General features: G+C 71.2%; 11 protein-coding genes. 3 read left to right on the forward strand and 8 right to left on the reverse strand.

From position 1 onward, the window contains the following. Positions 1–105: 105 nt before the first annotated feature. The 7 genes from pstB to mshD form a co-directional block, all read right to left on the reverse strand. On the reverse strand, positions 106–882 hold the full coding sequence (gene pstB, locus ACPYOM_RS16630; protein ID WP_481343371.1) for a phosphate ABC transporter ATP-binding protein PstB: 777 nt from the start codon (positions 880–882) through the stop codon (positions 106–108). A gap of 20 nt (positions 883–902) precedes the next feature. Continuing rightward, a complete protein-coding gene (gene pstA / locus ACPYOM_RS16635; RefSeq protein WP_481343372.1) occupies positions 903–1,862 on the reverse strand; it encodes a phosphate ABC transporter permease PstA in 960 nt (319 codons plus the stop codon). Then, on the reverse strand, positions 1,859–2,866 hold the full coding sequence (gene pstC / locus ACPYOM_RS16640) for a phosphate ABC transporter permease subunit PstC (protein ID WP_481343373.1): 1,008 nt from the start codon (positions 2,864–2,866) through the stop codon (positions 1,859–1,861). The genes pstA and pstC overlap by 4 nt, the downstream gene beginning before the upstream one ends. 116 nt (positions 2,867–2,982) lie before the next feature. Then, the gene (pstS, locus tag ACPYOM_RS16645; RefSeq protein WP_481343374.1) at positions 2,983–4,107 is read right to left on the reverse strand and encodes a phosphate ABC transporter substrate-binding protein PstS; all 1,125 of its coding nucleotides are present in this window, start codon (positions 4,105–4,107) and stop codon (positions 2,983–2,985) included. A 231-nt stretch (positions 4,108–4,338) separates the two neighbouring features. Continuing rightward, a complete protein-coding gene (locus tag ACPYOM_RS16650) occupies positions 4,339–5,289 on the reverse strand; it encodes an NUDIX hydrolase (protein WP_481343375.1) in 951 nt (316 codons plus the stop codon). Positions 5,290–5,327: 38 nt separating this feature from the next. Continuing rightward, positions 5,328–7,640: an RNA degradosome polyphosphate kinase gene (locus tag ACPYOM_RS16655; protein ID WP_481343376.1), complete on the reverse strand. Its 2,313-nt coding sequence runs from the start codon at positions 7,638–7,640 to the stop codon at positions 5,328–5,330. Between the two features lie 71 nt (positions 7,641–7,711). Continuing rightward, positions 7,712–8,629: a mycothiol synthase gene (gene mshD, locus ACPYOM_RS16660; protein WP_481346812.1), complete on the reverse strand. Its 918-nt coding sequence runs from the start codon at positions 8,627–8,629 to the stop codon at positions 7,712–7,714. Positions 8,630–8,789: 160 nt separating this feature from the next. Between mshD and ACPYOM_RS16665 the strand changes: the two genes are divergently transcribed. After that, complete coding sequence (locus ACPYOM_RS16665; RefSeq protein WP_481346813.1) at positions 8,790–10,580, forward strand: bifunctional metallophosphatase/5'-nucleotidase; 1,791 nt, start codon at positions 8,790–8,792, stop codon at positions 10,578–10,580. Between the two features lie 120 nt (positions 10,581–10,700). Here the strand turns inward: ACPYOM_RS16665 and ACPYOM_RS16670 are convergent, their stop codons facing one another. Beyond that, positions 10,701–11,387: a response regulator transcription factor gene (locus tag ACPYOM_RS16670; RefSeq protein WP_481346814.1), complete on the reverse strand. Its 687-nt coding sequence runs from the start codon at positions 11,385–11,387 to the stop codon at positions 10,701–10,703. Between the two features lie 66 nt (positions 11,388–11,453). Between ACPYOM_RS16670 and ACPYOM_RS16675 the strand changes: the two genes are divergently transcribed. Continuing rightward, the gene (locus ACPYOM_RS16675) at positions 11,454–11,771 is read left to right on the forward strand and encodes a MoaD/ThiS family protein (protein WP_481343741.1); all 318 of its coding nucleotides are present in this window, start codon (positions 11,454–11,456) and stop codon (positions 11,769–11,771) included. 15 nt (positions 11,772–11,786) lie between these two features. Next, positions 11,787–12,563: a hypothetical protein gene (locus tag ACPYOM_RS16680; protein ID WP_481346815.1), complete on the forward strand. Its 777-nt coding sequence runs from the start codon at positions 11,787–11,789 to the stop codon at positions 12,561–12,563. Positions 12,564–12,630 lie beyond the last annotated feature (67 nt).

Below are 12,630 nucleotides of genomic sequence, written 5' to 3' on the forward strand. Positions count from 1 at the left end.
CCCCCCCCCGGATTACTACGCGTCTCGTGGGCTCGGAGATGTGTATAAGAGACAGCGCCTTGGCATGGGCGGGTCAGGCCGCGGGCGGGTCTGGGCGCGGGCGGGTCAGCCGAAGCGGCCGGAGATGTAGTCCTCGGTGGCCTGCTCGGTCGGGTTGTTGAAGATCCGTGCCGTGTCGTCGATCTCGACGAGCCGGCCCGGCTCGCCGGTCGCCTTGAGGTTGAAGAACGCGGTGCGGTCGGAGACCCGGGCCGCCTGCTGCATGTTGTGCGTGACGATGACGATCGTGTAGTCGCTCTTGAGCTCGTTGACGAGGTCCTCGATGGCGAGCGTCGAGATCGGGTCCAGGGCCGAGCACGGCTCGTCCATGAGGAGCACCTGCGGCTGCACCGCGATGGCGCGCGCGATGCAGAGGCGCTGCTGCTGTCCGCCCGACAGGCCCGCGCCGGGCTTGTTGAGCCGGTCCTTCACCTCGGTCCAGAGGTTGGCACCCTGCAGGGACTGCTCGACGATGCCGTCCAGGGTCTTCTTGTTCTTGACGCCGTTGAGGCGCAGGCCCGCGGCCACGTTGTCGTAGATCGACATCGTCGGGAACGGGTTGGGCCGCTGGAAGACCATTCCGACGGTGCGGCGGACGGCCACCGGGTCCATCGACGACGCGTAGAGGTCCTGGTCGTCGAGCATGACCTTGCCCTCGACGCGTCCGCCCGGGATCACCTCGTGCATCCGGTTGAGCGTCCGGAGGAAGGTCGACTTGCCACAGCCGGAGGGCCCGATGAAGGCCGTGACGGACCGGGGCTCGACCGTCATCGAGACGCCCTCGACGGCCTTGAAGCCGCCGTAGTAGACGTTGAGGTCGGTGACGTCGATTCGCTTTGCCATGTCAGGGGATTCGCTTTCTCTTACTTCTTGACCGCGCTGTAGTGGGCGACGACGCGCCCGATCACGTTGAGCAGCAGGACGAGGATGATGAGGGTCAGCGCAGCACCCCACATGCGCTCGGCGGCGGGCGCGAGCGCGAGGTCGCCACGGTCCTGGTTGATCATCATCGGCAGGGTGGGGAAGTTGCCGTCGAACAGGTCGCGCTGGAAGTTCTTCGTGTACGGCGCGAGGATCAGCAGGGGCGCCGTCTCGCCCATGACGCGGGCGATGCCGAGCAGCACGCCGGTGATGATCCCCGAGAACGCGGTGCGCAGGACGACCTTGACGACGGTCACCCACTTCGGCACGCCGAGCGCGTAGGACGCCTCCCGCAGCTCGTTGGGCACGAGCTTGAGCATCTCCTCGGTGGAGCGCACGATCACCGGGACCATGAGCAGCACGAGCGCGAGCGAGGCGGCGAACCCGGACTGCCGGAGGCCGAGGGTCGTGACGATGACGGCGTAGATGAACAGGCCGGCGACGATCGAGGGGATGCCCGAGAGGATGTCGACCATGAAGCTGATGGCGCGGGCGAGCGCGCCGCGGCCGTACTCGACGAGGTAGACGGCCGTCATGATGCCGATCGGCACCGCGATGAGGGTCGTCATGCCGACCATCTCGAGGGTGCCCTCGATGGCATGGCGGGCGCCGCCACCGAGGTCGCCGGAGTTGATGTTGCGCTGGTTGCCCGTCCACCACGTCATCGAGCCGAGCATGTGCACGCCCTTGACGACGACGGTTCCGAGGATCCACACGAGCGGCACCATGGCGAGGGCGAACGCGAGCCACATGACGACCCGGGCCGCGACGTCCTTGACGGCGCGCGCCCGGTGCGGGTTGTTCATCTCGCGGAGGGCCTCGCGGCCGCGCTTGTCGCCGGCAGGCGCGACGTCGGTGGTGGCATCGTCGAGGGGGCCGCGGTCCTGCGTCACCGTGCTCATTCGCTGAAGGCCTTCCTGCGCTCGATGACGATCCGGGCGATGCTGTTGACGACGAAGGTCAGCACGAACAGCACCAGGCCCGCGGCGATGTAGGCGCCGGTCTTGCTCGGGTTGCTGAACTCGGACGCGTTGTTGGCGATCTTCGAGGCGAAGGTCTCACCGCCGTTGAACAGCGAGAACGTCCACGGGGTGCCGTCGGACAGGGCGGACACGAGGAAGGTCACGGCGATCGTCTCGCCGAGGGCGCGGCCGAGGGCGAGCATCGCGGCGGAGATGACGCCGGGCTTGCCGAACGGCAGCACGGCGGTGCGGATCATCTCCCACCGCGTCGCGCCGAGGGCGAGCGCCCCCTCCTTGTGCGTGGCCGGCGTCTGGTCGAACACCTCGCGCGAGAGGGCGGTGACGATGGGCAGCACCATGATCGCGAGGACGATGCCGATGAAGGCGATCGTGCCGCCGGTGATGCCGGCCGGCGCGAAGAGCGGGAACCAGCCGAGGGTGTCCTCGATGCGCTGCTGGACCGGCTTCCACACCGGGAAGAAGGTGATGAGGCCCCAGAGGCCGTACACGATCGACGGCACGGCGGCGAGCAGGTCGACGAGGGCGGCGGCCGGGCGCCGCATCCACTGTGGCGCGTACTGCGTCAGGAAGAGCGCGACCGCGACACCGACGGGGACCGCGATGGCCATGGCGATCGTGGAGGCGGCCACCGTGGTCCAGAGGAACTCGAGGATGCCGAAGGCGGGCCTGTCGCCGCCGGGGGACCAGACGCGGCTGGTGAAGAAGTTCTCGGAGTTGTTCGTCAGGGCCGGCACGGCCTCGACGACGAGGAAGACCGCGATGAGGGTCACGATGGCGATGACGAGAACGCCTGAGAACGTGGCGAAACCACCGAACAGGCGGTCACCCATGCGTCCGGTGGAGGCGCGGTCGCCCTGGAGCGGTCGCCCGCCCTCGGGACCGGGGAGCTCGTCCGCGGCCGATACACCCGTCAGTGTCGACATCTGGTGCCTCTTCCTTGGTTGGAGGGGACCGGCGCAAGGGGCGGACGCCGAGTGCGGCGCCCGCCCCTGCGTCGTCGGCCGGTCCGGTGTGCTCCCGACACGGCCGGGGCGGTGGGTCAGGAGATCGCGTCGACGGCCGTCTTGACCTTGCTCGCGACCTCGGCGGGGAGCGGGGCGTAGCCCTTGCTCTCGAGGTCCTTCTGGACCTCGTCGGAGGCGAAGGTCTTGAGGAAGGCCTTGACCTTCTTGCCCGTCTCGGCGTCGGCGTACTTGGAGCAGACGACCTCGTACGTCACGAGGACGATCGGGTAGGCGCCCGCCTCCTTGGTCGCGTAGTCGATCTTGAGGGCGAGGTTGTTGCCCGTGCCGGTCTGCTTGGCCGTCGCGATCGTCTTGCCGGCCGACTCCGCGGTCAGCTCCACCGGGCCGGAGCCGGTGTCGATCTGGGCCATCCGCAGCTGGTTCTGCTGGGCGTAGGACAGCTCGACGTACGTGATGCCGCCGTCCTGGCCCTTCGTCGCGGTGGCGACGCCGGCGGACTTCTCCTTGCCCTCGCCCTTGCCGGTCCACTTCTTGCCCGGGTCGTAGCTCCAGGCCTCGGGCGCGGCGGCCTTGAGGTACTTCGTGAAGTTCTCCGTGGTGCCGGACTCGTCGGAGCGGAAGTAGACCTTGATCGGCGTCGACGGGAGGGCGACACCCTTGTTGAGCGCGGCGATGGCCGGGTCGTTCCACGTCGTGATCTTGCCATCGAAGATCTTCGCGGCGACGTCGGCGTTGAGGACGAGCTTGTCGACGCCCTTGACGTTGTAGGCGATCGCGATCGGTCCGGTGACCATCGGCAGGTTCCAGGCCTCGGAGCCGCAGGCCTGCTTGGCCGCGTCCGCCTCGATGACGCCGTCCTTCGGCTCGGTCTTCAGCGCCGAGTCGGAGCCGGCGAAGTCGACCTGCTTGGCGATGAACTGCTTGATGCCGGCGCCGGAGCCGGTGGGCTGGTAGTCGATGTTGGCGTCGGCGCACGCGTTCTGGTACGCCTTGATCGCCTCGTCGATGGCGTTCTTCTGGGCCGAGGAGCCCTCCGCCTTGAGGTCGCCGTTGAAGCAGTCGCCGGCGGCCGTCGAGCCGCCCGCCGCGGCGGCGCCGGCGCCGGGCGCGGCGCCGTTGTTCTCGGACGCGCAGGCCGAGAGCGCAAGGGCCCCGGACAGGGCGATGGCGCCGAGGGCGCTGGTACGCGAAACAGACACGAGTGTGTTCCCTCTCGATGGGACTGTCTTGGCGTCGGGACGGGCTCGGCCCGCCGACGGTGCTGGACACTTCATCCATCGGCGAAGGTAGGCGCATCGGGTGTCGAATCCCCCACGTCCGGTTAACTCGCGGTGAACGCGGGGCGACGTCTTGGGATCGCGGCTCGCCTCGGGATGCGCGCGGGCGAGACCCGCCACACGATGGAGGGTTGGGCCGGCGTTCGCCGGGCCTCAGGTGTCGATGCGCTCGACGTCGACGACGCGGGCGCTCGGGCCGGTCCCGGTCAGATGGCACACCAGCACCTCGCCCTTGTGCATCGCCTCGTCGGCGGCCTCGGCCAGGCGCCTCCGCAGGAGGTCGGCATCCGGGCTCGACGCGTCGACGGCGTCAGCCAGACGGGCGAGGAGGGCAGGCAGCACGGGACCGTGGCTGCAGAGCGCGGACGGCTCGGCCCGACGCAGCAGCCGCTCCAGCTGGTGCGTGGCGCCCGACGCGTCCTCGGCGAAGTCCTCCTCGGACAGGGCGTCACGGGTGCGCAGCTTCACCCCGGCCTGCGTCGTGTACGGCTCGACGGTCTCGACGCAGCGCGCGCTCGAGGACGTGACGACCCGGCGGACGCCGTACGCGCCGAGGACCGAGGCGATGTCGCGGGCCTGGGCGCGGCCGACGGCGTCGAGCGGGCGCTTCCGGTCGTCGGCGTCCCACTTGCCGCGGGGACGCGCCTTGGCGTGGCGGACGAGCGCGAGCGGCCAGGTCGCCAGCTGCTCCGCTCGGTCGAGACGCACGAGGGCGAGGAGCTGGTCCCGGTCGCGGGCGTAGTCGAGCCGGTCGTGCGCGGTGCGCACGTCGACCCAGGCGACCTCGTCGATCTCGTGGAGCAGCCGGCCCTCGCCGCCGGTGACCTCAGCGGCCCAGTAGTGGACCTGCTTGGTGGCGGGGCCGCCCGTCGCGTCGAGCACGCCGTACTCGGCGGGCGGCAGCGAGGGACCGAGCCGCACGACGAGGCCGGTCTCCTCGAACGTCTCGCGCACGGCGGCGACGCAGGGGTGCTCGCCGGGGTCGAGCTTGCCCTTGGCCCACGACCAGTCGTCGTACTTGGGCCGGTGCACGAGGGCGACCTCGAGCCCGCCGTCGGCGCGGCGCCACGGCAGCGTGCCGGCGGCGGGGATCACGGAGGCCACGCGCGCCAGCCTGCCAGACGTACGTCCTCGGCCCGTGCTCAGCGTCGGCGCGCCTTGCGTCGACGCTTGTCGTGACGCTCGACGAGGGTCTCCTGGAGGTCGCGGAGGGGCTCGCCGTTCTCGTTCTGGTGGTGGCGGACCCACCGGCCGTCGGACCCGAGGTCCCACCGCGAGGTGGTCTCGGCGAAGGCGAGGTCGAGGAGGTCGTCGAGCTCGAGGAGGTGCCCCGGCTCGGTGATGCGCACGAGGGCCTCGACGCGTCGGTCGAGGTTGCGGTGCATCATGTCGGCGCTGCCGATGTAGACCTGCGGGTCACCGCCGTGGTCGAACCAGAAGACCCGCGAGTGCTCGAGGAAACGGCCGAGAACCGAGCGCACGCGGATGTTCTCCGACAGCCCCTCGACGCCGGGGCGCACGGCGCAGATGCCGCGGACCCACAGGTCGACCCGGACGCCGGCCATGCTCGCGCGGTAGAGCGCGTCGATGAGCGCCTCGTCGACCATGGCGTTCGCCTTGATGACGATGCGCCCGGCGGGGGCGTCCTTGGGCCGCGCCCGGTGGATCTCGACCTCCTGCTCGACGAGGTCGACGAGCCCGGAGCGGACGGTGCGCGGGGCGACCAGCAGGCGCTTGAACTTGCTCCGTGGCGCGAACCCGGACAGGAGGTTGAACAGGCGCGAGAGGTCCTCGCCGACCTGAGGGTCCGTGGTGAACAGGCCGAAGTCCTCGTAGACGCGGGCCGTCTTGGGGTTGTAGTTGCCGGTGCCGATGTGGCAGTAGCGGACGAGCCCGTCGGACTCCTGGCGCACGACGAGGCACAGCTTGGCGTGCGTCTTGAGGCCGACGACGCCGTAGACGACGTGGACGCCCGCCTCCTCGAGCTTGCGGGCCCACGAGATGTTGTTGACCTCGTCGAAGCGCGCCTTGATCTCGACGACCGCGAGGACCTGCTTGCCGGCCTCCGCGGCGTCGATGAGCGCGTCGATGATCGGGGAGTCGCCCGACGTGCGGTAGAGCGTCTGCTTGATCGCGAGGACCTTGGGGTCGTTGGCGGCCTGCTCGATGAAAGCCTGCACGGACGTGGAGAACGAGTGGTAGGGGTGCTGGACGAGGACGTCCTTGTGACGGACGGCCCCGAGCAGGTCGATGGGCTTGGCGCTCTCGGTCGGCGCGAAGTCCGGGTGCGTGCGGGGGAAGAACTTGGGGAACTCGAGGTCGGAGCGGTCGACGTCGGCGACGGTGAACAGGCCGCGCAGGTCGAGCGGCGTCGGGAGCCGGTAGATCTCGCGCTCGCTGATCTGCAGCTCGCGGCTGAGCATGTCGAGGACCTTGGGGTCGATGTCCTCCTCGACCTCGAGGCGGATCGGCGGCCCGAACCGGCGGCGTGTCAGCTCCTTCTCGAGGGCAGTGAGGAGGTTCTCCGCGTCGTCCTCCTCGACCTCGAGGTCCTCGTTGCGGGTGACGCGGAAGGAGAAGTGCTCCTGGACGAGCATCCCCGGGAAGAGCTGGTCGAGGTGGCTGGCGATGACGTCCTCGAGCGGCACGAACCGCTTGCGCTCGACGTCGGAGTCGATGTCCTCCTCGACGAGGATGAAGCGGGGCAGGCTCGGCGGCACCTTGACCCGGGCGAAGTGCTCCGAACCGGTCTTCGGGTTCTGCAGGAGCACCGCGAGGTTGAGCGACAGGCCCGAGATGTACGGGAAGGGGTGCGCCGGGTCGACGGCGAGCGGCGTCAGCACCGGGAAGACGCGGTCGGAGAAGAAGTAGTGCAGCGGCTCGAGCTCCTCCTCGCCGAGCTCGTCCCAGCGCACGATGGTGATGCCCTGCTCCTCCAGCTCCGGGCGCACCTCGTGCTGGAAGACGGCCGCGTGCTGGAGCATCAGCTCGTGCGCGAGCCGTGCGACGCGTTCGATGAGCTCGCGCGGCTCGATGCCCGCGGCCGTGCGCACGGCGAGCCCGGTCGCGATCCGACGCTTCAGCCCGGCGACGCGGACCATGAAGTACTCGTCGAGGTTGTTGGCGAAGATCGCGAGGTAGCGGGTGCGCTCGAGGAGCGGCACCGCAGGGTCCATCGCAAGCTGGAGCACGCGCTCGTTGAACTGCAGCCACGACAGCTCGCGCTCGAGGTAGCGGTCGGCGGGCAGCTCGTCCTCGGCCTCGGCCGGCTGCACCAGCCCGACGAACCGGCCGTTGGCGGCGCGGGCCGGGATCCGGCGCGTGTGGACGGTGCTCGCGAACGAGCTGACCTCGGCGCTCTCGACAAAGGCGTCCGGGCCCTCCCGCCCCGCGTCGGGAACCGGTTCCTCGTCGGTGTCGACGAGGTCGGTCGGGGTGAGGCTGCCGGTGCTCATGGCCTCATCGTGGCACCCTTCGGCAACGGCCGGGTGAACTCGTCCCAGCGGTCGGGCGCCCCGGCTCGGGGTCAGCCGCGCGCGAACTGACGGTGCAGCTCGACGTCCTCGAACCCCAGCCCCCGGTAGGTGCGCACGGCGGCGGTGTTCTCGTCGTCGACGTAGAGCACGACGCTGGCCAGCCCGAGCGAGCGCAGGTGGTCCAGGCCCAAGACGGTCACCGCCCGGCCGAGCCCTTCGCCCTGGTGCGCCGGCGACACGGCGACGACGTAGACCTCGCCGACCTCGCCGTCCGGGGGGTCGACCTTGGTCCAGTGCGAGGCCACGAGACGGTCCTGGTCGGCGGCCTCGACGACGAGGATCAGCCCGTCCGGGTCCCACCAGGGCTCCGCGGTGCGCTGGTCGAGGTCGGCCCGAGTCAGCGACCCCTGCTCCGGGTGGTGGGCGAAGGCGGCGGCGTTGAGCGCCAACCACGCGTCCTCGTCCCGTCCGGGTTCGAACCGTCGCACGGCGTACCGGTCGGGCACGACGGCGGCCGGCCAGTCCGGGCCGTCGGCGAGGGAGCGACCCATGACGTGGAGCGAGCGCACCGGCACCAGGCGGCGCGCCGCCGCGAAGGCCGACGCGGCATCGCCGGCCGCGCCGGACGCGTGGCTCCACACCCGGGTGTCGCCCGGCACCGCCTCGAGCAGCGCCGTGCCGACGCCGTGTCGGCGCTCCGCGGGGTCGACGACGACCTCGGCCGACGGCGGCTCGCCCGCCGCGCCGTCCCGCACCTGCGCGTAGCCGACGACGCGTCCGCCGGACCGCGCCACGAGGTGCCGGACGCCATCCGTGGACCGCGACCGCAGAGCGAGCCGGAACTGCTCCGACAGCGGGGGTGACCCGTCGACGTCGCCGGCGCTCGCCGCGACCGCCAGGGCCGCGGCGGCGTCGTCCTCCGAGAGGGGGTGGCGCGCGTCGTGGACCGTCACCTCGAGGTCGGGCATGGGCCGATTCCACCACACGCGGGACGAGTCGCCGGTGCCGCCGGAGGCGGAAGGCGTGCGCTCGGGAAAGCGTCACGCACCAACGCCCCGAAGGTCGGTGCCGAGCACTACAGTCCGTCGCGTGCCCACGGGCACGCTTTCGACCAGACAAGGGGAGACGATGTCCCGTTCCACTCGCCGCGCCCTGGGTGTCGCCGTCGCAGGTGTCTGCGCAGCGGCTCTCGCGGCCCCGGCCCTCGCGTCGCCCGCCGGCAACCCCGGCAAGGCTGACACGCAGGGGCCGCTGCTCAAGATCCAGATCCTGTCGTTCAACGACTTCCACGGCAACCTCGAGCCGCCGAGCGGCTCCAGCGGTCGCCTCCAGACCGGGGCCACGTCGACGCAGACCACCGACGTCGGGGGCGTCGAGTACCTCGCGACCCACCTCAAGGCGGCCCGCGTCGGCCACGACAAGACCGTCACCGTCGCGGCCGGGGACATGGTGGGGGCCTCCCCGCTGCTGTCCGCGGCCTTCCACGACGAGCCGACCGTCGAGGCGCTCAACAGCCTCGGCCTCGAGGCCACGTCCGTCGGCAACCACGAGTTCGACGAGGGTTACAAGGAGCTGCAGCGGCTCCAGACCGGCGGCTGCATCGACGACGGCGACGGCGCCAACAACCAGAACTCCTGCCCCGCCGGCACCTTCACCGGCGCGAAGTTCCAGTACCTCGCCGCCAACGTCGTCGAGAAGGCCACCGGCAAGACGATCCTGCCGCCCTACTGGGTCAAGAACTTCAACGGCGCCAAGATCGGCTTCATCGGGATGACGCTGAAGGACACGCCGACCATCGTCACCGCCTCCGGCGTCGCGGGCCTCCAGTTCAACGACGAGGTCGAGACCGCCAACGCGCTCGTGCCCGTGCTCAAGGAACAGGGCGTCAACGCCATCGTCGTGCTCGTCCACCAGGGCGGCTCCCCACCGGCCAACACGCCCTACGACTACACGTGCAAGGGCGGCGGCACCTTGTCCGCCGACTCGCCGATCATCCCGATCGTCAAGAACCTCGACCCGGCGATCGACATGGTCATCTCCGGCCACACGCACCAGCCGTACGTGTGCGCGATCCCGGACTCCACCGGTGTTCCCCGGCTCGTCACGTCGGCCTCCTCGTTCGGCCGCCTCTACAACGACACCGAGGTCACCTACGACCGTCGCACGTCCGACATCGTCCGACCGACCGAGGCCGACTCGGTCAACAACCTCGTGACCCGCACGGTCGCCCCCGACGCCGCCGAGACGGCGCTCATCACCAAGTACAAGCAGCTCGTCACGGCGATCGCGAGCAAGGTCATCGGCACGATCTCGACCGACATCGTCCGGGCCCAGAACGCCGCGGGCGAGTCCCCCCTCGGCGACCTCATCGCCGACGCCCAGCTCGCCGACCCGTCGGTCGTCACCGGGGGCCAGACGCCGGTCGTCGCCTTCATGAACCCCGGCGGCATCCGGACCGACCTCACCTACGCCAGCTCGAAGTACGGCGAGGCGCCCGGGGCGATCACGTACGAGGAGGCGTTCAACGTCCAGCCGTTCAACAACTACCTCGTGTCGATGAACCTCACGGGTCAGCAGATCTACGACGTCCTCAACCAGCAGCGGACCGGCAAGAACGCCGGCTCGGCCGCGAAGATGCTCCAGGTCAGCAAGGGCTTCACGTACACGTGGAGCACCGCCACCCAGAAGGTCGTCGAGGGGACCGTGATGATCAACGGCGTCCCCGTCGACCCGGCCGCGTCGTACCGCATCGTGACGAACAACTTCCTGTCCGACGGCGGCGACAACTTCCCGGCCTTCCAGGGCGGCACCGGCAAGTACTTCGGCGGCCTCGACATCGACGCCTTCGCGAACTACCTGTCCAGGCCCGAGAACGCGGGCTACGCGCCCGCCCCGCTGACGCGCATCTCGGTGAGCTGAGCCGGCTCGCCCGAGCAGGCCAGCACGACGCGTGGCCCGGACTCCGCGAGGGGGTCCGGGCCACGCCGGGTTCCCGGCCGTGGTCGGCCTGTTCGGCGCCGGCGGGTCGGCGCGGGCGGGTCAGGCGGTGGCGTCGGCGCGGTCGGGCACGAGGCGGTAGCCGACGTTGCGGACGGTGCCGATGAGTGCCTCGTGGTCGGGGCCGAGCTTGGCGCGCAGCCGCCGGACGTGGACGTCCACAGTGCGCGTACCGCCGTAGTAGTCGTAGCCCCAGACCTCCTGGAGCAGCTGCGCGCGGGTGAAGACGCGTCCCGGGTGCTGCGCCAGGTACTTGAGCAGCTCGAACTCCTTGTAGGTGAGGTCGAGCGGCTGGCCGCGGAAGCGGGCCGAGTAGCTCGCCTCGTCGATGACGAGCTCACCGGAGGTGATCGGCATGTCGAGGTCGGCCTCGTCGTCCTGCCCCTTGGTCATGGCGAGGCGCAGGCGGGCGTCGACCTCGGCCGGGCCGGCGGAGTCGAGGAGCACGTCGTCGAGGCCCCACTCGGCCGTGAGACCAGCAAGGCCGCCCTCGGTGAGGACGGCCAGGAGGGGCGTACCGATGCCGGTGGTGCGCAGCACCCGACACAGGGACCGGGCACTGGCCAGCTCGCGCCGCGCGTCGACGAGGACGACGTCGCAGTCCGGCGCGTCGACGAGCGCGGTGGCCTCGGCCGGCAGGATGCGGACCGTGTGGCTGAGCAGCCCGAGCGCGGGCAGCACCTCGGCGCTCGGGGCGAGCGCGTTGGTGAGCAGCAGCAGGCGGGCCATCTCCTGCAGGATAGGCGAGACTGGTCGGGCCGGGACCGAACGGCATGAACGATGAGACGGAGTCCGATGACCTCCAGCCAGACCCCTCCCGTGGTCGCCGACCCCCTCGACGCGGCGGGTGACGCCGACGCCGCGGCGGGCGCCGGGGCCCGTGTCACGGTGCGCTACTGGGCGGCCGCCCGGGCCGCTGCCGGCACCGACAGCGACGTGCAGGAGGGCGCGACGGTCGGTGCGGTCCTCGACGCCGCCGTCGCCGCCCACCCGGCGCTGGAGCGGGTCGCGCGTGTGGCGACCTTCCTGCTCGACGGCCGCAAGGTCGGCCGCGAGGTGCCGGTGACGCCCGGTGCGACGGTCGAGGTGCTGCCGCCGTTCGCCGGTGGGTGATGCACAATGACCCCCGTGCCCGACGACCCCACGGCCGCGCAGCCGGCCGACGGACCCCACTCGGGTGACCCCGGCGTCCGGTCCCGCCGGGGCCGCGGCAGCCACCGCGCCCCCCGCCGGCACCTGGCCCAGGCGTCGGACCGGCCCGTGCGCACCGACCGCCCCCGAGCCGCCGGTTCGCTGCAGGTGCCGCTGTCGCCGGTCGCCGCCGACCGGGTCCGCTGGGTCGCCGTCGGGGTGACGCTCGTCGGTGCCCTCGCGCTCCTGCTGACCTCGGTGTCCGGCTACGGCGTGACGCTGGCCGTCACGCTCGTCCTCGCGCTCGTCGCCTCGTGGGGCTGGCCGGTGCTGTCGGGGTCCGTGACGCCCGACGCCACGTCGGTCGTCCTCGTCCTGGCCTCGGTGGCCGTCGTGCTGAGCTCGCTGCGTGACGACCTGCGCTGGCTCGCGGCCGCCGTCGCGTTGGGGATCGTCCTGGCGTTCGCGGCGCAGCTGCTGCGACGCACGGGCCGCGAGGGCCTCGTCCTGACCCTGCTGTCGGCCTTCGGCGGCCTCGCGGTCATCGCGTCGGGCACGTCCGCGGTCGTCGTCGCCGACGCCGGGCGGGGCCGCGCCGTGGCCGTGCTGGCGATGGCCGCCGTCGCCGCCGCCGTGCTCGCCGACGCCGTCGCCGCGGTGCGCGCGGCCGCGCCGGTGCTCGGTCTGGTGGCCCTCGTGGCCGCCTCCGTCGTCGCGATGGTCGTGTCGACGCGCTGTCTCTTATACACATCTCCGAGCCCACGAGACGCGTAGTAATCTGGGGGGGGGGTTTTTTGTTTTGAGGGGGGGGGGGGGGGGGGGGGGGGGGGGGGGGGGGGGG

The organism is Monashia sp. HAY1-2A (assembly GCF_056755315.1).